General features: G+C 57.8%; 27 protein-coding genes. 14 read left to right on the plus strand and 13 right to left on the minus strand.

Features of this window, described 5'->3' with window-relative positions; translation table 11 throughout:
* The 4 genes from GOX66_RS00005 to GOX66_RS00020 all read left to right on the plus strand — a co-directional run.
* Positions 1-647, plus strand: a 647-nt coding sequence (locus tag GOX66_RS00005; protein ID WP_272871484.1) for a TCP-1/cpn60 chaperonin family protein, incomplete at its 5' end; no start/stop codon positions are given.
* A 243-nt stretch (positions 648-890) separates the two neighbouring features.
* Positions 891-1,742: a DMT family transporter gene (locus GOX66_RS00010; protein ID WP_170758368.1), complete on the plus strand. Its 852-nt coding sequence runs from the start codon at positions 891-893 to the stop codon at positions 1,740-1,742.
* A gap of 30 nt (positions 1,743-1,772) precedes the next feature.
* The gene (locus tag GOX66_RS00015; protein ID WP_170758370.1) at positions 1,773-2,546 is read left to right on the plus strand and encodes an alpha/beta fold hydrolase; all 774 of its coding nucleotides are present in this window, start codon (positions 1,773-1,775) and stop codon (positions 2,544-2,546) included.
* A complete protein-coding gene (locus tag GOX66_RS00020; protein ID WP_170758372.1) occupies positions 2,543-3,694 on the plus strand; it encodes an alpha-D-ribose 1-methylphosphonate 5-triphosphate diphosphatase in 1,152 nt (383 codons plus the stop codon). The genes GOX66_RS00015 and GOX66_RS00020 overlap by 4 nt, the downstream gene beginning before the upstream one ends.
* Before the next feature lies 1 nt (position 3,695).
* Here the strand turns inward: GOX66_RS00020 and GOX66_RS00025 are convergent, their stop codons facing one another.
* The 3 genes from GOX66_RS00025 to GOX66_RS00035 form a co-directional block, all read right to left on the minus strand.
* Positions 3,696-4,763: a 5-(carboxyamino)imidazole ribonucleotide synthase gene (locus tag GOX66_RS00025; protein ID WP_170758373.1), complete on the minus strand. Its 1,068-nt coding sequence runs from the start codon at positions 4,761-4,763 to the stop codon at positions 3,696-3,698.
* Positions 4,756-5,244, minus strand: a complete 489-nt coding sequence (purE, locus tag GOX66_RS00030; protein WP_170758375.1) for a 5-(carboxyamino)imidazole ribonucleotide mutase — start codon at positions 5,242-5,244, stop codon at positions 4,756-4,758. Before purE ends, GOX66_RS00025 begins: the two co-directional genes overlap by 8 nt.
* 78 nt (positions 5,245-5,322) lie before the next feature.
* Complete coding sequence (locus GOX66_RS00035; RefSeq protein WP_058280035.1) at positions 5,323-5,547, minus strand: YdcH family protein; 225 nt, start codon at positions 5,545-5,547, stop codon at positions 5,323-5,325.
* Positions 5,548-5,711: 164 nt separating this feature from the next.
* Here GOX66_RS00035 and GOX66_RS00040 point away from each other — a divergent pair, with 164 nt between their 5' ends.
* The 4 genes from GOX66_RS00040 to GOX66_RS00055 all read left to right on the plus strand — a co-directional run bounded on the left by GOX66_RS00040 (position 5,712) and on the right by GOX66_RS00055 (position 8,346).
* Positions 5,712-6,125, plus strand: a complete 414-nt coding sequence (locus tag GOX66_RS00040; protein WP_170758377.1) for an Hsp20 family protein — start codon at positions 5,712-5,714, stop codon at positions 6,123-6,125.
* Positions 6,126-6,130: 5 nt separating this feature from the next.
* Positions 6,131-6,355, plus strand: coding sequence for a DUF1150 family protein (locus GOX66_RS00045; RefSeq protein ID WP_170325930.1), 225 nt, complete (start codon positions 6,131-6,133; stop codon positions 6,353-6,355).
* 181 nt (positions 6,356-6,536) lie between these two features.
* The gene (locus GOX66_RS00050; RefSeq protein ID WP_170758379.1) at positions 6,537-7,451 is read left to right on the plus strand and encodes a glycosyltransferase family 10 domain-containing protein; all 915 of its coding nucleotides are present in this window, start codon (positions 6,537-6,539) and stop codon (positions 7,449-7,451) included.
* A gap of 1 nt (position 7,452) precedes the next feature.
* Entirely contained in the window at positions 7,453-8,346 is an 894-nt protein-coding gene (locus GOX66_RS00055) for a glycosyltransferase family 10 domain-containing protein (protein WP_170758382.1), read from the plus strand.
* Positions 8,347-8,441: 95 nt separating this feature from the next.
* Here the strand turns inward: GOX66_RS00055 and GOX66_RS00060 are convergent, their stop codons facing one another.
* The 4 genes from GOX66_RS00060 to trxB form a co-directional block, all read right to left on the minus strand.
* Positions 8,442-10,157 carry a bifunctional sulfate adenylyltransferase/adenylylsulfate kinase gene (locus tag GOX66_RS00060; RefSeq protein WP_170758383.1) on the minus strand — a complete coding sequence of 572 codons (1,716 nt, stop codon included), beginning with the start codon at positions 10,155-10,157 and terminating at the stop codon, positions 8,442-8,444.
* 217 nt (positions 10,158-10,374) lie between these two features.
* Positions 10,375-12,045, minus strand: coding sequence for an adenylate/guanylate cyclase domain-containing protein (locus GOX66_RS00065; protein WP_170758385.1), 1,671 nt, complete (start codon positions 12,043-12,045; stop codon positions 10,375-10,377).
* Between the two features lie 64 nt (positions 12,046-12,109).
* Positions 12,110-12,571, minus strand: coding sequence for an RES family NAD+ phosphorylase (locus tag GOX66_RS00070; protein ID WP_170758387.1), 462 nt, complete (start codon positions 12,569-12,571; stop codon positions 12,110-12,112).
* A gap of 7 nt (positions 12,572-12,578) precedes the next feature.
* Positions 12,579-13,520 carry a thioredoxin-disulfide reductase gene (trxB, locus tag GOX66_RS00075; protein ID WP_170758389.1) on the minus strand — a complete coding sequence of 314 codons (942 nt, stop codon included), beginning with the start codon at positions 13,518-13,520 and terminating at the stop codon, positions 12,579-12,581.
* Positions 13,521-13,746: 226 nt separating this feature from the next.
* Here trxB and GOX66_RS00080 point away from each other — a divergent pair, with 226 nt between their 5' ends.
* Positions 13,747-14,247, plus strand: a complete 501-nt coding sequence (locus GOX66_RS00080; protein ID WP_170758391.1) for an Lrp/AsnC family transcriptional regulator — start codon at positions 13,747-13,749, stop codon at positions 14,245-14,247.
* Positions 14,248-14,363: 116 nt separating this feature from the next.
* Here GOX66_RS00080 and GOX66_RS00085 read toward each other — a convergent pair whose 3' ends face one another.
* The 5 genes from GOX66_RS00085 to lgt all read right to left on the minus strand — a co-directional run bounded on the left by GOX66_RS00085 (position 14,364) and on the right by lgt (position 18,583).
* Complete coding sequence (locus tag GOX66_RS00085) at positions 14,364-15,146, minus strand: Hint domain-containing protein (RefSeq protein ID WP_170758393.1); 783 nt, start codon at positions 15,144-15,146, stop codon at positions 14,364-14,366.
* A 333-nt stretch (positions 15,147-15,479) separates the two neighbouring features.
* Positions 15,480-15,608: a hypothetical protein gene (locus tag GOX66_RS26000; RefSeq protein WP_272871485.1), complete on the minus strand. Its 129-nt coding sequence runs from the start codon at positions 15,606-15,608 to the stop codon at positions 15,480-15,482.
* Between the two features lie 268 nt (positions 15,609-15,876).
* Entirely contained in the window at positions 15,877-16,635 is a 759-nt protein-coding gene (gene pgeF / locus GOX66_RS00090; RefSeq protein WP_170758395.1) for a peptidoglycan editing factor PgeF, read from the minus strand.
* Entirely contained in the window at positions 16,632-17,699 is a 1,068-nt protein-coding gene (locus GOX66_RS00095) for a class I SAM-dependent methyltransferase (protein ID WP_170758398.1), read from the minus strand. Before GOX66_RS00095 ends, pgeF begins: the two co-directional genes overlap by 4 nt.
* Entirely contained in the window at positions 17,696-18,583 is an 888-nt protein-coding gene (lgt, locus tag GOX66_RS00100) for a prolipoprotein diacylglyceryl transferase (protein ID WP_170758400.1), read from the minus strand. The genes GOX66_RS00095 and lgt overlap by 4 nt, the downstream gene beginning before the upstream one ends.
* Before the next feature lie 97 nt (positions 18,584-18,680).
* Here lgt and GOX66_RS00105 point away from each other — a divergent pair, with 97 nt between their 5' ends.
* The 5 genes from GOX66_RS00105 (at position 18,681) to GOX66_RS00125 (ending at position 21,885) form a co-directional block, all read left to right on the plus strand.
* Positions 18,681-18,929: an accessory factor UbiK family protein gene (locus GOX66_RS00105; protein ID WP_170758402.1), complete on the plus strand. Its 249-nt coding sequence runs from the start codon at positions 18,681-18,683 to the stop codon at positions 18,927-18,929.
* 322 nt (positions 18,930-19,251) lie between these two features.
* Positions 19,252-19,752, plus strand: a complete 501-nt coding sequence (locus GOX66_RS00110; RefSeq protein ID WP_170758404.1) for a type III secretion system chaperone family protein — start codon at positions 19,252-19,254, stop codon at positions 19,750-19,752.
* A gap of 36 nt (positions 19,753-19,788) precedes the next feature.
* The gene (gene proC, locus GOX66_RS00115) at positions 19,789-20,604 is read left to right on the plus strand and encodes a pyrroline-5-carboxylate reductase (protein WP_170758406.1); all 816 of its coding nucleotides are present in this window, start codon (positions 19,789-19,791) and stop codon (positions 20,602-20,604) included.
* Positions 20,597-20,935, plus strand: coding sequence for a tRNA-binding protein (locus tag GOX66_RS00120; protein WP_170758408.1), 339 nt, complete (start codon positions 20,597-20,599; stop codon positions 20,933-20,935). The genes proC and GOX66_RS00120 overlap by 8 nt, the downstream gene beginning before the upstream one ends.
* Positions 20,935-21,885 (plus strand): 2-hydroxyacid dehydrogenase, encoded by a 951-nt coding sequence (locus tag GOX66_RS00125; protein WP_170758410.1) that lies wholly within the window; start codon positions 20,935-20,937, stop codon positions 21,883-21,885. Before GOX66_RS00120 ends, GOX66_RS00125 begins: the two co-directional genes overlap by 1 nt.
* On the opposite strand, the gene GOX66_RS00130 is transcribed toward GOX66_RS00125, so the two are convergent.
* A complete protein-coding gene (locus GOX66_RS00130) occupies positions 21,882-22,460 on the minus strand; it encodes a thymidine kinase (protein WP_170758412.1) in 579 nt (192 codons plus the stop codon). The two genes, GOX66_RS00125 and GOX66_RS00130, sit on opposite strands and share 4 nt — an antisense overlap.
* Between the last annotated feature and the right edge of the window lie 95 nt (positions 22,461-22,555).

The raw sequence follows: 22,555 nt of genomic DNA on the forward strand, positions 1-22,555 counted from the left end.
TCGTCGACGGTGCTGGCGAGAAAGCCGAGATCGAAGCACGTGTTGCTCAGATCCGTACTCAGATCGAAGAAACCTCGTCGGACTACGACCGTGAGAAGCTGCAAGAACGCGTTGCCAAACTGGCAGGCGGTGTTGCTGTTATCCGCGTCGGCGGCATGACCGAAGTTGAAGTGAAAGAGCGTAAGGACCGTGTGGACGATGCTCTGAACGCAACGCGCGCAGCCGTTCAGGAAGGCGTTGTCGTTGGCGGCGGTGTTTCCTTGGTTCAGGCAGGTAAAGTCCTGGAGACTCTGGAAGGCGCAAACGCCGATCAGGACGCAGGTATCAACATCGTTCGCAAGGCCGTCGAAGCGCCGCTGCGCCAGATTGCTGAAAACGCCGGTGTTGACGGTGCGGTTGTTGCAGGCAAGGTGCGTGAATCTTCGGACGCCGCTTTCGGCTTCAACGCTCAGACAGAAGAATATGGCGACATGTTCTCGTTCGGCGTGATCGACCCGGCCAAAGTTGTCCGTACCGCTCTGGAAGATGCGGCATCGGTTGCTGGTCTGCTGGTTACCACCGAAGCGATGGTTGCAGACAAGCCGCAGAAAGACGCACCTGCCGCAGGTGGTATGCCCGACATGGGCGGCATGGGCGGCATGATGTAAGCACGTCGAATTCGCCTTGGCGAATTCTGACGACCCCGACAGGCGCGTGGCCTTATGGCCAAGCTGCCGCAGGGGAGCCACTTTGATAAAAGACGGGGTCGCCTTTGGGCGGCCCTGTTTCATTTTCGGATGACCGCTTCGCGGCCATGCCTCCGGCGGGAAGTACTTTTGAAAAGATGAAGAGTTGCGCGGCGCGTTGGAAAGTGAGTGTGCATTCTCTGGTGAAACCGCTATGCCGATGATATGCGGCTGTTTCTGCTCACCGTTCTAACCATGTGCGCCTTTGCAGCGAACTCGATCCTGAATCGTCTGGCTATCGACAGCGGTTACAGCGAACCTGCCAGCTTCGCGGTCGTGCGCGTACTGGCCGGGGCCGTAGTTTTGGCTTTGTTAGTCTTTCTAAAGGCTGGAGGTTTGCCGCTCCGTAACCGGCGCAGGATAGCCGGAGCAGGGTCGCTGTCGCTTTACATGATCGGGTTTTCCGTCGCCTACCTGACGCTGGATGCAGGGCTTGGCGCGCTGATCCTGTTCGGAGTGGTGCAGATCACCATGTTCGCGGTGACGTCTGTGACGGGGAACACGCCGACTGCCCGGCAGATCGCCGGGGCTGCGATTGCGCTGGCGGGTCTGGCCTATGTGCTCTGGCCGACCGGTGCAGTTCAAGTCAGCCCCGTGGGCGCGGCGTTGATGACCGCGGCCGGGGTCGGATGGGCAATCTACTCTCTGGTTGGGCGATCCGAGCCTGATGCCCTGGCCGGAACGGCCGCCAATTTCGTCGTGGCTTTGCCTGTGACCGCGCTGTCTCTGTTGGCAACCAAAGGCGAGTGGCACATGACCGGTGCCGGTTACTTTCTGGCGGCGTTGTCCGGAGGGGTAACCTCCGGCATGGGCTATGCTCTGTGGTATCGCGTGCTGCCGCAACTTGCGCCCGCCACAGCGGCCGTTGTTCAACTTAGCGTCCCGGTCATCGCAATTGTCGGTGGGGTCATTCTGCTGGGTGAAACCGCCAGCTTGCGCCTGATCCTGGGCGCGGGGCTGGTTCTGGGGGGGATCGCTCTGGCAGTCCTGCGCCTGAAACCGCGGCAAGGGGTTTAATCGACCACAGTTAGGCTTTATCTGGCGGCTATGAGATATCTGCTCGCCGTTTTCTTGTTTTTTGCACCAATGGTGGCCCACGCGAAATGCGTTGTGCTGCTGCACGGGCTTGCGCGAACCGAGGCGTCGTTCACCGTCATGGATCAGTTGTTCAGGGCACATGATTACACAGTCGTGCGCCCGAGCTATCCATCGACTGACCTGCCCATTCCAGAGTTGGCCAATCAGACCCTGCCGGATGCGTTTGACGGTTGTGGTGAGGACACGGTCAACGTGGTGGCGCACTCAATGGGTGGCATCCTGTTGCGCTATTGGCTGCAGGATAATCATCCGGACAAACTGGGCCGTGTGGTCATGCTTGGGCCGCCCAATCAGGGCAGCCAGTTGGTGGACGAGCTTGGCGCGTACGAGGCATTTGGTATGCTGCACGGTCCGGCTGGCTTGGCCTTGGGCACCGGTCCCGAGGGTATCCCGCGCCAATTACCGCCCGTGGATTTCGAATTGGGTGTTATCGCCGGGGAAAACTCACTGAACCCACTGTTTTCCTCGATGATCGACGGGAAGGATGATGGCAAGGTCTCGGTCGAGACCACCAAGGTCGATGGGATGACTGATCACATCGTTCTGCCCGTGACCCACACCTTCATGATGAACAATCCACGCGTAATGGCGCAGGCGCTGCATTTCATCGAATTCGGTCAGTTCGATCCGCAGATCACCTGGCTGGATGGGGTGATGGATATCATCGACGAAATCTGCATCGGGCAGGATTGCTCGGAACCCGTTTCGGAGCCCTCTCAATGACTGCTTTGAACCTGACTCTGGCCGGCGCAGAGGTTCTGCTGCCGGAGCAAGGCATGACGCCTGCCGACCTCTCGTTGGCAGAGGGCATCATACGGGCTGACACTACCGGACGGCGCATAGACCTGTCCGGGTACCTCGTATTGCCCGGTATCATCGACCTGCACGGGGACGGGTTCGAACGCCACATCGCGCCGCGTCGCGGGGCGATGAAGCAGATGGATGAGGGCATCCTTTCGGTCGAGGCCGAACTGGCCGCTAATGGCATTACCACCGCTGTTCTGGCCCAGTTCCACAGTTGGGAAGGCGGCGTGCGTGGGCCAGAATTTGCGGGGCAGGTCTTTGACGCCATTGCTTCAGTCAAGGATCGCGTTGTCACTGACCTGCTGCCGCAGTTGCGGTTTGAAACGCATATGCTGGACGACTACGCGGGCCTGCCCGAACGGATTGCCGGATGGCAGGTGCCCTATGTGGTGTTCAACGATCACTTGCCGCATGACCGTCTGGCGCAGGGGCGAACACCTCCGCGCCTGACAGGGCAGGCGCTGAAGGCGGGGCGCAGCCCGGAAACCCATCTGGAAATGTTGCAGACCATGCACAGCCGTCGGGATGAGGTCCCGGCGGCTTTGGATGGCCTCTGCGCGGCTTTGACCGAACAGGGGGTCCGCATGGGCAGCCATGACGACGCCACCGCCGAAACGCGCGCCAACTGGCGTGCACGCGGGGCGCAGATCGCGGAATTCCCCGAAACACTCGAGGCGGCCGAGGCAGCCCGCGCCGCGGGTGACCACATCATCCTCGGCTCTCCCAACGTGGTGCGAGGTGGCTCGCATAAGGGTAACGCCAGCGCGCTGGACCTGATTGCCATGGGGCTCTGCGATGCGTTGGCCTCGGACTACCACTATCCCAGCCCACGCCGCGCTGCGCTGATGCTGGCCAATAGCGGCCTGCTTGATTTGGCGACGGCCTGGGCGCTGGTCTCGTCGGGGCCTGCCCGCGTACTTGGGTTGCGGGACCGCGGGTCGCTGATCCCCGGTCTGCGCGCCGATCTGGTCATTCTGGACGCGCAAACCCGCCGCGTTGCCGCCACGCTGGCGGGCGGGCAGGTCAGCTACATGTCTGGCGAAATAGCAGCGAGGTTTTTCGGTTAGGTTACCGCGAAATACGGTTGAAATGACCCATCTTGCGACCCGCTTTGACTTCGGCCTTACCATAAAGATGCAGCGCTACGTCGCGTTCTTGTGCCAGTTCCGGAACGCGGTCCATGTCGTCGCCGATCAGGTTTTCCATAACCACGTCCGAGTGGCGCTGCCCATCGCCCAGAGGCCACCCGGCCACAGCACGGATATGCTGCTCGAACTGATCCACGGCGCAGCCATTCTGTGTCCAGTGGCCCGAGTTGTGCACCCGTGGCGCGATCTCATTCACGATCAGGCCGCCAGGTGTGACAAACAGTTCAACCCCCATGACGCCGACATAGTCCAGAGCGTTTAGGATATTGGCGGCCAGCAGTACCGCATCGGTGCGCTGCGCTGGGCGCAGGCGGGCAGGGACTGTCGTTGTGTGCAGGATGCCATTGCGGTGCACGTTTTCACCGGGATCGAAACACGCGACCTGACCGTCCACGCCTCGGGCCGCGATGATCGAGACCTCATGGCTGAATTCAACAAACCCTTCAAGGATTGATGGTGCGCCCGCCATATCGGCCAGCGCAGCTTCGGCATCCTCTGGCACGCGAAGCCGCGCCTGGCCCTTGCCGTCATACCCAAAGCGGCGGGTTTTAAGGATAGCAGGTGTACCGATCTGCTTGATTGCTGCGTTCAAACTGTTCAGATCGGTGATGTCAGCGAATGGCGCCGTTTGCAGGCCCAACCCCTGAAGAAAGTTCTTCTCGGTCAGGCGGTCCTGGCTGACGCGCAACGCCTCACGGCCTGGTCGAATCGGGCGGTGTGCCTCAAGCAGGTCCAGCGCCTCGGTCGGGATGTTTTCGAATTCATAGGTGATGACGTCCACAGATTCTGCAAAGGCACGCAGCGCGTCCGTATCGTCATAGGACGCTGTGGTAACACGGTCCGCTACCTGACCGGCCGGTGGGTTGGCACCGGGTTCATATATATGCGTCGCGAACCCTAAACGAGCAGCGGCCACGGACAGCATTCGACCCAGTTGACCGCCGCCCAAAATCCCGATTTTTGCGCCAGTATGCAGGGCCTCAGTCATCCACAGGCTCCTCAGGGATCGAATCCGACAGGGCATCGCGCCACGTGTCCAACCGCTCGGCAAGCGCGTCATCTTGAAGTGCCAGAATTCCGGCTGCCATCAGACCGGCGTTCGCGCCGCCAGCGGAACCGATAGCCATGGTGGCCACCGGAAAGCCCTTGGGCATCTGCACGATGGAATAAAGCGAATCGACACCCGACAGCGCCCTTGTTTGCACTGGAACACCGATAACAGGGACACGCGTTTTCGAAGCCATCATGCCCGGCAGATGCGCCGCGCCTCCGGCACCGGCAATGATCACGTGCAACCCACGCGAAACGGCGGTCTTGCCATAGTCCCACAAGCGATCCGGGGTGCGGTGTGCCGAGACGATGCGCTTTTCATACGCGATGCCCAACTCATCCAGAATATTCGCGGCTTCTTTCATCGTGGGCCAGTCCGATTGGCTGCCCATGATGATCCCCACTTTCACATCGCTCATCCGCTTCGTGTCCCTGCCATCCAGAAAGAGCGCGCACTATAGCCAAATCCGTTTACGTGGCAATGCGGTACAGGGGGCTCACGCAATGATATCCGGGGTCAGACGGTCTTCGATGAGGCGAATGATGTCCTTCAGTCGCAGTTTCTGCTTTTTCAGCCGCTTGATCGTCAGCTGATCGGCCGTGCCGGTGGACTGCAGAGCCTCAATCGCCTCGTCGAGATCACGGTGCTGTCGGCGAAAAACCTCCAGCTCAACCCGTAAAACCTCATCTGTTTTCATCGAAAGATCGGTGGGCGCGTTCATAGGCGACTCAGTAGTTATTGTGGTGCTTTCCACACAAGATAGTGTGTCTGGGTTTATCCGGCCAGACCTTGTGGACATCCTGGTTTCTTCCCATATTCTATAACACGCGGTTGCCGGAACGGGGCCGCAAAACACGTCGCTTTGACAATAAAGGACGAGAATACGTGTCAAAACTTACTCTTGGCTCATACCCGCATCTTTTGGGGTTCGAGCAGTTGGAACGCCTTCTTGAACGGTCTGCAAAGGCCGGAAATGAAGGGTACCCGCCCTATAACATCGAGCAGACCTCGGATTTTTCGTACCGTATCACTCTGGCTGTGGCCGGGTTCGCGGAAGAGGACTTGTCGATTACCATCGAGGATCGGCAGCTGGTGATCCGGGGCCGTCAACGCGACGACAGCGAGGGGCGTATTTTCCTGCACCGCGGCATTGCGGCACGTCAGTTCCAGCGCATGTTCGTGCTGGCCGACGGGGTCGACGTGGGCGAGGCGATCATGGAAAACGGTCTGCTACACGTGGATCTGACCCGTGCCGTGCCCGAAACCGTGGTGCAAACGATCAACATAAGAAAGGGGTAAGAGCTATGAATACACCGATTGAACTGAACGCCGAGGGCGACCGGATCGTCTATGTAAAAGCGGTCGATGTTGCTGATCTGCCTCGGGAAGTGCGTGAACAGGCAGGTGATCTGGACCAGCTTTATGCGGTCCACGATTCCGATGGTCAGCAATTGGCGCTGGTAGCCGACCGTAAGCTGGCATTTGTTCTGGCGCGCGAGCATGATTTTTCTCCGGTGGCCGTTCACTAACATGTTCGAAACGGCTCAGGGCGGCGCCCACGTACACGTTTATACAGTTGAGCCCGCGGGTCACTTCGAAAAGCAATTCCCCGGCTCTGTTCCTCAGCTAAATGGGCGCACCTATACATTCGGGCCTGAAATTCCTACGTCGGCAGATGCTCTGATAGTGTTCAACAGAACCCATGTCACGATGGAAACTATGCTGCCAAGGCACCGCACGGCCATTATTGCAGCCGAGCCGGAGGTGATTTTCGGGTACAAGAAGAAATACCTCGAGCAGTTCGGCATCGTTGTTACCACCAATCAGAAGGATCTGGATGCAAAGACCTGGCGTACCGCTACCTGTTGGTATTGGTACGCGGGCATTAATTTTGATCATCCAGCCGACAAAGCCCTGTTACGTGGGTACGACTTTTTTGACTCGCTGGAGCCTCCGGAAAAAAGCGACAAGATTTCGATCGTTACATCTGACAAGACGTTGACTGAGTTTCAGCGGCGCCGCCTTCGTTTCATTGACGAAATAACCCGCAGGATACCGGACCATCTTGAAATTTTCGGGCGCGGTATCCGCCAGGTTCCCGACAAGGCTGACGCGTTATTGCCTTACAAGTACCACATCGCGCTGGAAAACTGCGAAGGCCTTGATACCTGGACCGAAAAGTTCGCAGACCCGGTGCTGTGCTGGACCTTTCCGTTCTACGCGGGGTGTGACAACCTAGCGGAGTATTTCCCCAGAAACAGTTTCTTGCAAATTGATCTGGATAACCCTGAGGCCGCGGTTAACGATATGATGGAATGCCTCAATAGCGACCGCTGGGGAAAGATGATCAAAGATATCGGACAGGCCAGGGAAAAGATACTGAAGCAATACAATCTGGCATTCCTTCTCGACCGGTTGGCGGCAGAAATGTTGAAAACAACAGAAGAGGTTACCCAGCCCCAGCCGCGTTACATCTGGTCCGAGCGCACATTTTACCCGGAAAAGGGAACGCGCGGAAACGTTGCGGAATGGCTTGCCAGAAACGCGGTGCTGATGCTGGACAAACAAGCGGAAGCAAAGATCAAACAGGCACTTTCCAGACGCCGGGAGAAGAAGGGCGTTTAGAATGCAAGATCAAAATAACGTTGAGGAACCCGCGATTGCGTTCCTGCCTTATGGCCAAACCCCGGGCCCGAACCTGAGAAACAAACCCGTTTCAGAATTGCTATGGCCGCTCGGGATGCCGGAACGGTTGCTTGGCAAAAAGGTCGGCGAGATGTCTTCTGACGACCATTTGATCGTCACTGCAAAGACGAGCCTGTACTATCGCCGGGATTTCGGAACCGCCGCGAAAATCTCGGTTGTGATTGTCGAGCCCTCAACAATTCATCGCAAGCACCTCAGATTGATGAAGGTGTTTCACAGGCGTTTTTACCGTGTCATCAGCTTTAATGAGAAGCTTCTGGCATCTATTCCCAATGGGGTTTTTCTTCCATTCGGACTGACGCTTGTTCCTGATTGGGGTTCTCTGGAAATAAAGAAAACGGCGATGATTTCTTTGATTGCGTCCAGCAAGCGGGATACCGAGGGGCACAGGCTGCGCCATTCCGTTGTGGACTGGTTGAAGAAAACCGATCTGGACGTTTCGGTGATGGGGCGTGGCTACGCGCCATTTGAAAGCAAATCAGACGGTTTAGCTCCGTTCCGGTATTCTGTCGTCATCGAGAATACTCGCGAGCCGAACTACTTTACGGAAAAGTTAATTGATGCCGTGTTTTGTGAAACTGTCCCGATTTATTGGGGATGCCCGAACCTTACCCGGTTCATGGACCCGGACGGGATCATTCAGTGCCAAAGCGAAACGGATATCCGCCGCGCAATCGAGGCCGCGTCCGAAGAAGACTATTTGCGGCGACTAACAAAGATAAAAAGATTGAAATCGGTGATGGAAAAATACGCCGATTACAACTTGAATGCTGTGACGGCTATCCGAGATGCAGTTATTGCCGACAGGATTTGAATTTAGTTTCCGGCGTTGAACGCAATTCCACTGAAAATATTAAAAGGCGCGAATTGGAGACAGACCAATTCGCGCCTTTTATTGATTCTAGGTTCTTAGCCCTTGATCAGACCCATGCTTTCCAGCTTGAGCAGGACCTGATGGGCGCAGTTATCGACGTCCACATTCTCGGTTTCGACGCTCAGTTCTGGCTTCTGCGGCACATCGTAAGGGTCTGAAATTCCGGTGAATTCCTTGATCTTGCCCTCACGTGCCAGCTTGTACAGGCCCTTGCGGTCGCGGCGTTCGCATTCCTCAATGCTGGTGGCAACGTGGACTTCGCAGAAGGCACCGAACTGTTCGATCTCTTCCCGAACGGCACGGCGGGTGGTGGCGTAGGGCGCGATCGGAGCACAGATTGCGATACCACCATTCTTGGTGATCTCGCTGGCCACGTAACCGATGCGACGGATGTTCAGGTCGCGGTGCTCTTTCGAGAAGCCCAGTTCAGAGGACAGGTTTTTACGCACGATGTCACCATCCAGCAACGTCACCGGACGGCCACCCATCTCCATCAGCTTGACCATAAGGGCGTTGGCGATGGTTGATTTACCCGAACCCGAGAAACCGGTGAAGAAAACAGTAAAGCCCTGCTGGCTGCGCGGCGGCTTGGTCTTGCGCAGTTCGGAGACAACCTCGGGGAAGCTGAACCAATCCGGGATTTCCAGACCTTCGGACAGACGGCGGCGCAGTTCGGTACCTGAGATGTTCAGGATCGTGACGTTTTCCTTGTCTTCGATCTCGTCATTCGGTTCGTACTGAGCGCGTTCCTGCACATAGACCATGTGTTTGAAATCGACCATTTCCACACCGATTTCATCCTGGAACTGGCGGAACAGGTCCTGTGCGTCATAGGGGCCGTAGAAATCTTCACCAGCCGAGTTCTTGCCCGGACCGGCGTGGTCGCGGCCAACGATGAAGTGGGTACAGCCGTGATTGGCGCGGATCAGGCCGTGCCAGACCGCCTCACGCGGGCCAGCCATGCGCATCGCCAGGTTCAACAGCGACATCGAGGTGGTCGAGGCCGGGTATTTGTCGAGCACAGCCTCATAGCAGCGTACGCGTGTGAAATGGTCCACATCGCCCGGTTTTGTCATGCCGACAACCGGGTGGATCAGCAGGTTGGCCTGTGCTTCTTTCGCGGCGCGGAAGGTCAGTTCCTGGTGCGCGCGGTGCAGCGGGTTGCGGGTCTGGAACGCAACGATGCGGCGCCAGCCCAGTTTGCGGAAATAGGCGCGCAACTCGTTCGGAGTGTCGCGACGACCGCGGAAGTCATAGTGAATGGGTTGCTGGATACCGACTACGGGGCCGCCCAGATAAACCTTGCCTGCGACGTTGTGAAGGTAGTTTACGGCGGGGTGCGCATCGTCATCGGCGCCAAAAACCTTTTCCGCCTCGCGCGCCTTGTTCGGGGTCCAGCGGTCGGTCACCGTCATGGTGCCCAGAATGACGCCTTCCTGATCGCGCAGCGCGATGTCCTGACCCAGCTCGATGGTCTCGGCGAACTCTTCGCTGACGTCCAAGGTGATCGGCATCGGCCACAGGGTGCCGTCGGCCAGGCGCAAATTTTCGACGACGTTGTCGTAATCGGCCTCGGACAGGAAGCCTTTGAGCGGGTTGAAGCCGCCGTTCATCAGCAGTTCGAGATCGCAAATCTGACGCGGGCTCAGGTCCCAGCTGGTCAGGTCGGCGGCTTCTACTTTCAGTTTCTGAGCCGACTCGTACGAGACATAAAGTTCAGAGATCGGAGCCAGATTGCTTAACATCGTCATGGGAATTCTCTTGTCAAAGTGAGGTTTTGCCAGTGATTCAGGGGCGTTTGCGGGGCATTTGCCCCGATCAGTGATCGAAGTCCATATACATTCATGAAACAAAGGACGATATGCGCGGTTTTTTCCCGGATTGGAAGGATTTTCCGGTATGTGCGACAATTCACGACTGTAATCCTTCTGACCGGGCGCAATTCGACCGGATTTTATGAGGGTGTTCCTATGCCGCTTTTTCCGCGAGCAGATCTGCGGCGTTCGTGACTGGCAGGGCCGGAATCGGACGGGTAACGCCGCGCAGGTTGAAGGATTGCAAACGGCTGAGGTCACTGTCGTGCCCCGCAGCATGCAGCAATTCGGCAGAGACCAGAAGTTCTACACCCAGTTCCTTGGTTTGCCCCTCAAGCCGGCTGGCCACGTTTACCGCATCTCCGATGATCGTGTGCGCAGCATGGCCAGCGGCGCCGATCTCGCCCAATACCAGATCGCCCAGATGCAGACCCATCCCGATACGTACTCGGGAGCTGCCCTCAGCTTCAAGCTGCAGATTGAACCTCTGAAGGGCGCGGCTGACATCGGCGGCAGCCTTCAATCCGGCACGGGCCGAGCTTTCCGCATCGGTCGTCTCGAAGACGGCCAGCAGCCCGTCGCCCATATACTTGTCGACCACGCCCCCGTCAGCCGTGATTGCCGGGACGATCGCGTCAAAGAACCGGTTCAGCAGGAACACAATGTCATAGGGAAGCTGGCCTGTGGTCCGCGACGTAAAACCGCGCATATCCAGAAACAGAACCGCAAGCTGCCGTTCCTGACCCTGGCTGGCATGAGCCCGGCTGCGCCCGCCTTCGGGACGGAACATGCGATAGGCCGTCAGCGGTTCGGTAGGGCGGATCTGACAAGCCAACCGCGCGCCTTTGGGGGCGCTGACAGCGGCAAGACTGCGCGCTTCGACCTCGGAGGGGGCAGGTAGCTGATCTGCTCCATCTTCGACAATAACGCGGCACGTGGTGCAGCGGCCCTTGCCTCCGCACAGAGCCGTATGAGGAACTCCATTGGCCTGTGAAATTTCAAGCAGCGTCATGCCCTTTTCCGCCACCACTTCGGGGCCTTCGACATATTTCACCCGTACTGAGTGTCTGCGGCGCCACAGCTTGCGGAATACAAAGACCGACAACGACACGCCCAATGCCGCCCAAAATGCCATCAGCGCGTTGTCCTTGACGCTGAACAGGGCCTGAAACTCTTCGGGAGATGGCCAGTTATAGTGCTCGATATACTGTTCGCGCAGGAAGGGGTCAGCGAAATCGGCCCAGATGCGTCGCCCTTCGGTCAGCAGTCCGGCCAATGCAAAGGTCGGGATGAACACAGCCAGACCAATCAGGTACGGTACCGTTTTCGACCACCAGCGGGTCAGTCGCAACCACATATGCAGGCCGATGCAGCTGTGCACCCACACCACTAACACCAGCAGGCTCTGCATCCAGACCGCTGTACTGGGCCACATCAGGATGATGATGTAACCCATTTCATCATTCACATCGAAAACTTCGTGCGCAAAGCGCGTCTGCACGATGTGTGAGATCAGTTGCAACGGGATCAGCAGACCCAGAATGATCTGCAATCCGGTGCTGAACGGCATGCGCAGCGTTCTGCGCTGGCTGATGGAATACAGCGCCAGCCCGGCATGAAGGAGCAATGCGACGTACAGGACAACGCTGATGATATCGTGCCGGGTTACGGCCTTGCGCCCGTCCTGCATGCCATGCAGGTAATCGGTGTGGAACAGGCCCAGCCCGATATTGATGAAGTGAAAGAAGGCAAAGGTGAACAGCACCAGGCCGCTCCCGATTCTGAGCCGGGTTGCCCAGTTGCCTTGCCATAAAACGCTTTTCAATCAAGCCACCCGCAGTCACCACGCTCGTCTATTGAGTCTGGTACGGGCGGACAATGGGGTCAAGCTAAGGTTCAGTGTATTGCGGAGTCCACGCGGTTGGCGGGCTGTCCACGTAAATGATGTCAGGGGACGTGTTGAAAAGAACAATATGGCTCAATTCTGGGCGGGAGCGCGAGCTATACAGCAAACCGTCCGCACCCTTTTCTCTGGCGTGGTCAGAAAAATTCCACGTCGGAGATGTTCCGTGTGAGTTGAAAAAGTCCTGCCAAATGATTGTGGCGTTGCGCTGACCTCGCAAGTCTACCAGTTGAGCGCCGGATATCTGCGCCTGCTGTATCACCCGCGGCGGGTCACAGGCCGAAACGTAGCGCCGTATGGCGACCCCGGCACCTTCTGCGCTGAGCGAGGCATAAACGGCCGTCTGACCCGAGTAATGAAAACGCCCCTCGGGCGCCCGCGCAGGGGCCAGAGGGGCGTCAGCTTGTGACAGGAACAGAATTCTCCAGACCGGGCCGGAGAATTCCATCTTCGGATCAATCCTGCTCGGCCAGGAAGCGTTCCGCGTCCAGCGCGGCCATGCAACCCATCCCGGCGCTGGTGACGGCCTGACGATAAATGTGGTCGGTCAGGTCACCCGCCGCAAACACGCCCGGAACCGAGGTCTCAGTCGAGCCCGGCTTGGTCACGACATAACCGCCCATATGGGTTTCCAGCGAATCCTTGACGAGTTCGTTGGCCGGCGCGTGACCGATGGCCACAAAAACCCCCTTACACGGGATTTCAGTAACCTCGCCGGTTTTCACATGCTTGACGCGCACACCTTCAACACCCAGTGGCGCTTCGGTGCCGACTACCTCTTCCAGCTCGTGGAACCACAGGGGTACAATCTTTTCATTCTTCAGCAGGCGATCCTGCAGGATTTTCTCAGCCCGCAGCTCATCGCGCCGGTGAATCAGGGTTACCTTGCTTGCAAAATTTGTCAGGAACAGTGCCTCTTCGACTGCGGTGTTGCCGCCACCGATCACCACGATTTCCTGCCCGCGATAGAAGAAGCCATCACAGGTGGCACAGGCCGAAACGCCAAAACCCTTGAACTTCTCTTCCGAGGGCAAGCCCAGCCATTTCGCGCGCGCACCAGTGGCCAGAATGACCGCGTCAGCGGTGTAGACCGTGCCGCTGTCGCCCTTGGCTGTGAACGGACGCTTGCTGATGTCCAAATCACCGATGATGTCGCCGATGACTTCACATCCCATCGCCTTGGCGTGGTCCTGCATCTTGATCATCAGGTCAGGGCCCTGAACCTCGGTGAAGCCGGGGTAATTCTCGACGTCGGTTGTGGTGGTAAGCTGACCACCGGGTTCGATGCCCTGAACCAGAATCGGCTCCAGCATCGCACGGCTGGCATAAACGCCTGCTGTATAACCGGCCGGTCCCGAACCGATGATCAGAACCTTGGTATGTCGTGTTTCGGCCATGGTACCCCCAACTCGAACTGCCTGAAACGGGCCTGCGGCCCCTAGCGGACGGATATAGCGACCACCGGGCCGGGCTTAAAGCCCCTTCCTGTTCCGCATCCATTATTCCCCCTGCGAATAGCGTTTAAAAAAAGGACATTGAAAATAAACAATATTGCGCAAGGGCGAAAGATTATTGCGCATATTCCGGGTGCTGATATAACAACCGAAAAATCAGGAGCATTTGATGGTCGCGACACGGCTGGATGAGATTGACCGCAAGATTCTGGCAGAATTGCAGGCAGACGGTCGTATGACCAATGTCGAACTGGCAAAGCGCGTTGGGATTTCTGCGCCGCCTTGCCTGCGGCGCGTGCGTACGTTGGAAGAATCCGGACTGATCCGGGGCTACCACGCCGAAGTGAATTCTCGCGAATTGGGATTTGAGGTTCAGGTGTTTGCGATGGTCGGCCTGGAAAGTCAGGCCGAATCCGAGTTGAGCGCTTTTGAAGAACGCTGCCGCGAATGGCCTCTGGTCCGGGAATGTCACATGCTGAACGGCGAGGTGGATTTTATCCTGAAATGCGTAGCACCGGATCTCAGTAGCTTTCAGCAATTTCTGACGGGCGAACTGCTGACCACGCCAAACGTAGCCAGCGTCAAGACCTCGCTTGTTATCCGCGGCGCAAAAGACGAGCCCGGCGTTCCTTTCGACGTTCTGGAAGAACGAATGAGCCGGACGGCGTGAACATCATCCGCTTTGGATGTTGTTTTGTTGCTGGCAGAAAGGCTGCCACCGTCAGTGATAGTATCCAACTTATTATCAGCTGCATAATGCCCCCACATAGCAGTACTTGTTAAGAATTAAGCGGTTATCGCATTAATCTCTCCATCCCCGGCACGCGGCAGGATCAACGGCCCAAAATCGTTCAGCGAATCGACATGGGCAAAAAGGTTCAGATATATCGACCGTAAAGAGTGGCTGATCATCCGAACCGCGTTCACACCGGGGTGATACGTTTCAAATTGTAGTCCGTCGACGTTAATAACCGAGTGGCGTTTCAGGCAAATATGAAACAGCTCAATCGGTGTCGGAGGCAGCGTTTCGATAACGCTCATCCCGTCCTGAAACTCGTTCACGGGTGTCAGGACCTGCTCATCGCCATACAGATGGCGCAGATGGGCCGGAGTTCCCAGAATACGGGCTGCAGGTCCGGCGATCACTCCTGACATTGGTTTCTGCATTCCGAAAGTGTCGGCCATGATCCGCGTCAAGGGGCGCGTGCACCCCCTCGAATCCGCGCGTCCCGGAATCAGAGTAACCGAGCCCTTCCACAATACGGTTTCAGATGAGCCGTCCTGTGTCTGAACGGTGTCGCCGGGCAGCAGGTCTTCGATCGCCATCGGTCCCTGGGCGGTTTCGACCAGTGACCCCCGCGTAAATGCGCAAAATGCGTCTTCGAACATTGGCAGAGCGGGCGCGATATGCCGTGTCTGTGCAACATCGCCGTTGGGCATCAGCGCACTGACCTCATAGCGCCTGAGCTGCGCCTTAGGTTTTGTCGTCCTCTTCTGTCCGTCGCGCAGCAAAGCCGTTGTTTCATACGCGTTTCTGGCCGCTCGCGAAAACGAATGTGGAATAGGCATCTTTATTCCGTCCCTTCTAATGTCCGCTCAAACTGGATGAAACTTGCGAACAAGCCAGCCTGACCAGGTTCTTTCTTTGTATTGAATGAAAGGGCGACCACAGGGCGACTGTCGAACCGACGCCGCGACGGGATGAAATTTCGCTCACCTTTGGTCAACATGTTGACCCCCCAGACAAACTCACAACAACGCAGGCGAAAATTGCCTACGACCACACGCTCCGAAAACTGACCGCCAAAAAAACAGGCGGCGATTCACACAACGGATCGGAGCACCCTCCGATGTGCGTCTTAGCCCAAGGAACCGGCAGCTTGGTTCATTGGGCGTTTGCGATCAGACCCGAGTCGCCAGGCGGCGTGCGACTCTGACCGAAGTACTGGAAACCCGTTTCCATGGCATCTCCAGTTCCTGCTCTCTGGCGGCCGCGACAACGGCGTAGAGAAAGCGAAATTTTAACTTCATTTTAGTGTCCTGCTCGTTTGGGGCCTGACGCCCCGTTTCCTCTGAGGCCTTAATGTGCCGTGCTAATACGGCGGTGATAAGGCTGATCCGGGATGAATTCAGGACAAACGAAGGTAGGCAGTTCCTTTTTCTTAACGTTGTCGCACCCTGCTGGAGAATCGGTCGATAAGCACCTGAGAGCGGACAATAAAATTGAAGTTCTTGCGACTCAGATAAACACAAGAAATGTGGCAGAAAAGCGGCGAAATTGCCTTATTTCGGTCTGATCCTATAGTTTTATGGCGGAAATCAGGCGGCCATAGTCCGCTTCTTTGGTGTGGGTTGACCTACGGTAAGAGTAGAATCTGTCAGGGTCCGAATAGGTACAATGACGCGTCCATTCTGCTTGACCGACCCCGGCCTGCCGCAATTTGTGTAATCCAAACGAGGGCAGATCGAATTGCAGCCTGTCGCCATTCCCGTTTGCGAAAAACCGCAGGTTATCCGGAGAATCCGCCACGAAGTCGTCCAGAAATTCGGGTCCAACCTCATAGGCACGTTGCGAGATTGTGGGGCCGATCACTGCCACAGTGTTTTGGCGTTTTGCCCCCAACGTTTCCATTGCGTCGAGCGTGGCCTCAAGTACTCCGTCCAGCGCGCCCCGCCATCCGGCATGCGCGGCCCCGATCACGTTTGCGTCAATATCGGCGAACAGCACCGGCTGGCAGTCTGCCGTGAGGATCGTTAGGGCCAGACCCGGAGTTGCCGTTACAACAGCGTCTGCTTGAGGTTTTTCGCCCGAGATCGGACCGTCCACGGTCACAACGGTTGGTGAATGCACCTGGTGAACGCCGATCAGAGCTTCGGGGGCGACGTCCATCGCGTCCGCCACTCTGCTACGATTCACTGTGACTGCTTCGGTTTGGTCAGAGGATCCATAGCCGCAGTTAAGGCCCGCGAAAATACCTGACGAAGCGCCTCCGCGGCGGCTGAAGAACCCGTGGCGCACGGGCGATAGCAGGTCCGAGGTCAGAATTTCCAGTGTCATGGTTCCAGTCCCGGTGGAGGTGCAGCATATGTTGGGTAGAGCCCCAGCACTTTGAACAGGTTTCCCATTTCCTCCGGATGCGTCAACCGGCGATGTGCGGCAATCAGCGTGTTCCGCTCGGATTCTTCGAGTGGCCTGGCGAGAGCCTGCGCGCGGGTGGTGATTCCCAATCGATCCAGAAACACGCCCTGTGCGGTCAGTCGCGAATGGGCGCAGCCAGCGGCGCGGGCCGCAAGAGCCAGGGGTTCAAAATCCAGATGCGCCGTCAGATCCGCGTGACCCGGTGTGGTCAGCGGGTCTGTGGGCTCATGGTTTTTCAGGGCCTGAAGCGTATCCCCCAGCGAATGCCAGTCTCCGTAGTCCACGATCAGACCAGCCCCTCCATACGTACCAATATGCCCGGCGATCACTGTCATGATCGGAATCGCCGCCGCACATAGCTCGATCAGGTCGCCATCCTTGGTGTCCGCCAGCCGATCCTTCAGCGCCACCTGCGGTGCGCGCGGGCCCAGCCCAAAGGCCAGCTCGCCGTCCTCGATGCCAATCAGACGCTCGCGCCAACCATTGCCGTCGCGCAGGAACTGGCGGATGGGCAGAGCGTCGAAGAACTCGTTTGCGACCAGGAAAAGTGGGGCATCGGGCAGATCGGCGACCGTGTCGATCCATTTCGGGGAGTGGTCCTGCAATGTCTGAGCCTGAATACCCCGCAGGGTGGGAGAGGCCTCTAGCAACAGAATCTCAGCTGCATCATGAAACCCCGGAACGTTTCGTGTCGCGCGCAAGATGTCCGCCATCAGTGTTCCGCGCCCCGGCCCAAGCTCGACCAGAACGATATGGTCCGGGTGGCCCTGGTCCAGCCAGCTTTGCGCCAGAGACAAACCGACCAATTCTCCGAACATCTGACTGATCTCGGGGGCGGTAATAAAATCTCCCTGCACCCCCAAGGGATCGCGGGTGGTGTAGTAACCGTGTGTGGGGTGCAGCAGGCATTCCGTCATGTAGTCGGCCACACTCAATGGGCCGTCCTGCGCAATACGCGCCAGCAGATGACCGGTCAGGCTCATGATACGGCCCGTGCGCGCAGGACGAACCACAGGCCGAGCGCGATCATCGGGAGTGACAGAAATTGTCCCATGGTCAGCCCATAGCCGCCCACTTGCCACGCCAGCCCCAGAGGATTTCCTGGCGAGATGAACTGTGCATCCGGTTGTCGGAAAAACTCGACGATGAAACGAGATGCGCCATAGCCCGCCAGAAATACGCCCATGACCAGCCCGGGCCTGTGAAACGCCCCGCGCCGATAGGCCAACCACAGCAACAGGGCGCCCAGCAACAGGCCCTCCAAAGCGGCCTCATATAGTTGTGAGGGGTGCCGCGCGCACATCCCGGTCAAAACGTCGGGACAGTCCTGCGCAGCCGGGCCGGGGAAGATCACAGCCCAGGGCAATTCGCTTGGCCGCCCCCAGAGTTCGGCGTTGATGAAATTGGCCAGACGCCCCAGCAACAATCCGGGCGGCACCGTGTGCGCAATCAGGTCGGCCAGCGACAAAACCGAAATCTGGTGACGCCGTGCATATAGAAAAGAGGCTATAACAACCCCCAAAAGTCCGCCGTGAAACGCCATGCCACCCTGCCAGACTTTCAGAATCTCCATTGGATGCGAAAGATAATACTCTGGCTGATAGAACAGAACAAACCCCAGTCGCCCGCCCAGAATCACGCCGAGGATGATCCAGGTGATCAGGTCCTCTAGCTGCGCGGGCTTCATCGGCGGCGTCTGATCTGGCCATAGCGCAGGGCGGCGAAGCGCCATTACCCCCATCCGCCATGCAATCAGAATGCCGGCGATATAGGCCAGCGCATACCACCTCAGGGCGAACTCCATCCCGAACAAAGAGATCGAGAACAATTCGGGCGACAGATCGGGGAAATTCAGAACAGCCTGCATGTGCGTCTCATTGCCCGGGGTTTGCGGGGCAAGTCAACCTTGAGCCCGGGCCAATCTTTACCCATATAGAGACCAACCGCGATATCGGAGTAAAACCATGCAAACCCGTAACAAGATTCTTGACGACGTTTCCCAACTCATGACCAACGCCATGGGCGTGGCCCAGGGCGCGCGGGAAGAGGCCGAGAACGCGATGAAGTCGATGATCGATCGCTGGCTGGCCGACCGCGATTTCGTCACACGTGAGGAATTCGATGCGGTTCGTGCAATGGCGCAGAAGGCGCGCGAAGAAAACGCGGCACTGGAATCGCGCATTACCGCGCTTGAGGCAAAACTGGACAAATAACGCCTGCGCTTCTTGTACGTCTCAGAATTTCGGAAAATGGAAACAGCCGCGCAATCCGGCATCGGGTTGTGCGATGCGGTGCAGTTTGACGCATCGCGGAATTTTATCAAGACAAAGCTGCATCTGATGTCAATATTTTGATTGGCGTTGCTTTCTGTCCACAACTTATTGCTGTTTTCCCCAATAAATAGGGTTGCCAGACCATCGCCCGCATCGCACCATATTTGGTACAGGCCCAAGGGGGAAGCCCGGCCTGTAGTGCAGGCAACTAGCGCTGGGGCGCTGCCAGCCCCGAAATGCTAGAGATTAGTGAGGTGGCATTATGGCCCTTTCCGAGCAGTTTCTCGAAGAAGACCTTCATCCGATCGATATTGTTGAACATATTGCCGAACACCACGACTGGGATTTTGACCGGATCGGGGATGATCAGATTGCCATGGCTGTCGAAGGCCAGTGGCGCACATACTCGATTACCCTGGCGTGGTCGAACTATGACGAAACGCTCCGCATGGTGTGTTCGTTCGAGATGGAGCCGCCATCTGATCGCGAAACCGAGCTGTATGAGTTGCTGAACAAAATGAACGATCAGTGCTGGGCCGGTGCATTCACCTATTGGGCCAATCAGAAGCTGATGGTCTATCGGTATGGTTTGGTTCTGGCCGGTGGTCAGATGGCCAGCCCAGAACAGATCGACACGATGATTACCGCTGCAGTCCTCAGCGCCGAGCGCTATTACCCGGCAATCCAACTGGTCACATGGGGCAACCGCGACCCCGAAGACGCGATGCAAGTCGCCATTGCAGAGGCCTACGGCCGCGCGTAAAGCTTTGCCCCGAACCGAATAGGGAGAGGGGCAATCATGGACATGTCACGCGTCGCCGAGCAGGGGCTGGTTCTTCTGGGATGCGGCAAAATGGGATCGGCCATGCTCGCCGGATGGTTGGAGCATGGCCTTCCTGTTTCGTCTGTCTGGGTAATCGATCCAAAACCCTCGGACTGGCTGAAAGCGCAGGGCGTAAACATCAACACTCCATTACCCGAGTCTCCGGCGGTTGTGTTGGTGGCCGTAAAACCGCAGATGATAGGCAGCGCCCTGCCTGCGATCAAGGCGCTTGGTGGCGGCGGCAGCTTGTTCATTTCGGTTGCTGCGGGCACATCAATAGCCACCTTCGAATCCGTGCTGGGCGAGCGAACCCCAATCGTACGAGCCATGCCAAACACACCTGCTGCCATCCGGCAGGGAATCACAGCGCTGATCGGCAATTCGAATGCGTCAGGTGCCGACATAGCCTTGGCTGAAAGCCTGCTCTCATCCATCGGAGAAACGGTTCTGTTGCAGGACGAAGCGCAGATGGACGCGGTTACCGGCCTCAGCGGCTCGGGGCCCGCTTATGTCTTCCACCTAATTGAAACGCTGGCCGCAGCCGGTCAGGCGCAGGGCTTGCCACATGATCTGGCGATGAAGTTGGCCAAGTCCACTGTGGCTGGGGCAGGGGCGCTGGCGATGGCTGCAGACGAAGACCCCTCGCAATTGCGTATCAACGTCACATCGCCCAACGGAACAACGCAGGCCGCACTTGAGGTGTTGATGCACGAAGAGGAAGGTTTCCCCGACCTACTTCATCGCGCGGTCAAAGCCGCAACCGACCGATCCAAGGAGCTTTCACGTGAGTGAGATATCATTCGACGACTTTCTCAAAGTCGACATCCGCGTGGGCGAGGTGATCCGCGCGGAGGCGTTCCCCGAAGCCCGCAAGCCGGCAATCAAAATGTGGATCGATTTCGGCGACGAGATTGGCGAGCGGAAGACCTCGGCCCAGGTCACCGCGCATTACGACACGGGGTCGCTTGTTGGCAAACAGGTGATGGCGGTTGTGAATTTCCCCCCGCGCCAGATTGGTAAGTTCATGTCCGAGGTTTTGGTGCTGGGCCTGCCTGATGACAATGGTGAGATCGTTCTGATCGGCCCTGACGGCGAAGTTCCTATCGGCGGAAGGATGCACTGATGAAACTGCTGATCGCCCGTCCGATGACAGCGGTCGTCGAAGCGCGCGCACGTGCCGAATTCGATGTGGAAATCCGCAGTGACACTCTGCCGCTGACGCATGAGGAAATGCTGCGATCGCTGACTGAATTCGATGTCGTAGTTCCAACCTTGGGTGATCAGTTCTCGGCGCAGGTCTTTGTCGAAGCGCCAGACCCGCGTTGCAAGCTGCTGGCCAATTTCGGAGTCGGTTTCAACCATATCGACGTGAACGCTGCGCGCACCGCAGGTGTCGAGGTCACAAATACACCTGGCGCTGTCACCGATGCCACAGCGGACATTGCCATGACCCTGCTGCTATCCACTGCCCGTCGCGCAGGTGAAGGCGAACGGCTGGTGCGCGCTGGCGATTGGCAGGGTTGGCATCCGACGCAGATGCTGGGCCACCACGTGACCGGCAAACGTGTCGGGATCGTCGGCATGGGGCGCATCGGGCAGGCCATCGCCCGGCGCTGTCATTTCGGATTTGGAATGCAGGTGGCCTATCAGTCGCGTAGCCCAAAGGACTTAGACTTCCCGGCAGACTACTTTCCCGATCTTGCTGCGCTAGCCGCCGCAGTCGAATTCCTCGTGCTAGCTGTTCCCGGTGGCGTTGAGACCCGCCATCTGATCAACGCGCAAGTGTTGGAGGCCATGAACCCCTCGGGCATACTGGTCAACATCGCGCGCGGTGAAGTCGTGGACGAGGCCGCCCTGATCGCAGCCTTGCAATCGGAGCAGATCGCGGGGGCCGGGCTGGACGTTTACGAATTCGAACCCGCCGTCCCTCAGGCCCTGCGCGATATGGACAACGTGACGCTGCTGCCGCATCTGGGCACCGCGACCGAAGAGGTTCGTTCGGATATGGGTCATATGGCATTGGACAACGTCGCGGCCTTTGTTGCAGGCCGTCCGCTACCGAATCCGGTTTAGCTGCCCATCGCTTCGCGCCAGTGTTTCCGGCAGAGCGAGACATAGGTCTCGTTTCCGCCGATCTGCACCTGCGCGCCTTCGGTGATGGTGTCGCCATTCTCATCCTGACGAATCACCATCGTTGCCTTGCGGCCGCATTCGCAGATGGTACGTACCTCGCGCATTTCATCGGCCAGCGCCAGCAAAGCGGCAGATCCGGGAAACAGGTGCCCCTGAAAATCCACTCGCAGACCGTAGGCCAGTACCGGTACCTTCAGGTCATCAACCGCGCGGGCCAGTTGCCAGACTTGTTCTTCGGTTAGGAACTGTGCCTCGTCCACAAAGACACAGGCAACTTTGCCCTTGTTCAACTGCTTTTCAATCATCGCAAAAACGTCGTCTGTGGCAGCGAAAGTATCGGCATCGGCGGAAATACCGATCCGCGAAGCGATCCGCCCGACACCGGCGCGCCCGTCCAGCGCTGCGGTCATCAGATAGGTATCCATGCCCCGTTCGCGATAGTTGTGCGAAGCCTGCAGTAATACAGTCGATTTGCCCGCGTTCATGGTGGAATAATTGAAGTAGAGTTTTGCCATGCGCCCGGGTCTAGAACGGCTGATCCGCCTGGGCAAGACATCAAAATCCCTGAAGGAAGCGACGTCGCCGTTGTTGTTGCAGAGGCAGAGCGCAA

The sequence above is a fragment of the Ruegeria lacuscaerulensis genome, assembly GCF_013031245.1.
GTDB lineage: Bacteria > Pseudomonadota > Alphaproteobacteria > Rhodobacterales > Rhodobacteraceae > Ruegeria > Ruegeria lacuscaerulensis_C.

Bases quoted from the DNA above. Each gene is read 5' to 3' on its own strand.
- GOX66_RS00010 (WP_170758368.1), top strand. From the start codon at position 891: ATGCGGCTGTTTCTGCTCACCGTTCTAACCATGTGCGCCTTTGCAGCG.
- GOX66_RS00015 (WP_170758370.1), top strand. From the start codon at position 1,773: ATGAGATATCTGCTCGCCGTTTTCTTGTTTTTTGCACCAATGGTGGCC.
- GOX66_RS00020 (WP_170758372.1), top strand. From the start codon at position 2,543: ATGACTGCTTTGAACCTGACTCTGGCCGGCGCAGAGGTTCTGCTGCCG.
- GOX66_RS00025 (WP_170758373.1), bottom strand. From the start codon at position 4,763: ATGACTGAGGCCCTGCATACTGGCGCAAAAATCGGGATTTTGGGCGGC.
- purE (WP_170758375.1), bottom strand. From the start codon at position 5,244: ATGAGCGATGTGAAAGTGGGGATCATCATGGGCAGCCAATCGGACTGG.
- GOX66_RS00035 (WP_058280035.1), bottom strand. From the start codon at position 5,547: ATGAACGCGCCCACCGATCTTTCGATGAAAACAGATGAGGTTTTACGG.
- GOX66_RS00045 (WP_170325930.1), top strand. From the start codon at position 6,131: ATGAATACACCGATTGAACTGAACGCCGAGGGCGACCGGATCGTCTAT.
- GOX66_RS00050 (WP_170758379.1), top strand. From the start codon at position 6,537: ATGGAAACTATGCTGCCAAGGCACCGCACGGCCATTATTGCAGCCGAG.
- GOX66_RS00055 (WP_170758382.1), top strand. From the start codon at position 7,453: ATGCAAGATCAAAATAACGTTGAGGAACCCGCGATTGCGTTCCTGCCT.
- GOX66_RS00060 (WP_170758383.1), bottom strand. From the start codon at position 10,157: ATGACGATGTTAAGCAATCTGGCTCCGATCTCTGAACTTTATGTCTCG.
- GOX66_RS00070 (WP_170758387.1), bottom strand. From the start codon at position 12,571: ATGGAATTCTCCGGCCCGGTCTGGAGAATTCTGTTCCTGTCACAAGCT.
- trxB (WP_170758389.1), bottom strand. From the start codon at position 13,520: ATGGCCGAAACACGACATACCAAGGTTCTGATCATCGGTTCGGGACCG.
- GOX66_RS00080 (WP_170758391.1), top strand. From the start codon at position 13,747: ATGGTCGCGACACGGCTGGATGAGATTGACCGCAAGATTCTGGCAGAA.
- GOX66_RS00085 (WP_170758393.1), bottom strand. From the start codon at position 15,146: ATGCCTATTCCACATTCGTTTTCGCGAGCGGCCAGAAACGCGTATGAA.
- GOX66_RS26000 (WP_272871485.1), bottom strand. From the start codon at position 15,608: ATGAAGTTAAAATTTCGCTTTCTCTACGCCGTTGTCGCGGCCGCCAGA.
- pgeF (WP_170758395.1), bottom strand. From the start codon at position 16,635: ATGACACTGGAAATTCTGACCTCGGACCTGCTATCGCCCGTGCGCCAC.
- GOX66_RS00095 (WP_170758398.1), bottom strand. From the start codon at position 17,699: ATGAGCCTGACCGGTCATCTGCTGGCGCGTATTGCGCAGGACGGCCCA.
- lgt (WP_170758400.1), bottom strand. From the start codon at position 18,583: ATGCAGGCTGTTCTGAATTTCCCCGATCTGTCGCCCGAATTGTTCTCG.
- GOX66_RS00105 (WP_170758402.1), top strand. From the start codon at position 18,681: ATGCAAACCCGTAACAAGATTCTTGACGACGTTTCCCAACTCATGACC.
- GOX66_RS00110 (WP_170758404.1), top strand. From the start codon at position 19,252: ATGGCCCTTTCCGAGCAGTTTCTCGAAGAAGACCTTCATCCGATCGAT.
- proC (WP_170758406.1), top strand. From the start codon at position 19,789: ATGGACATGTCACGCGTCGCCGAGCAGGGGCTGGTTCTTCTGGGATGC.
- GOX66_RS00125 (WP_170758410.1), top strand. From the start codon at position 20,935: ATGAAACTGCTGATCGCCCGTCCGATGACAGCGGTCGTCGAAGCGCGC.
- GOX66_RS00130 (WP_170758412.1), bottom strand. From the start codon at position 22,460: ATGGCAAAACTCTACTTCAATTATTCCACCATGAACGCGGGCAAATCG.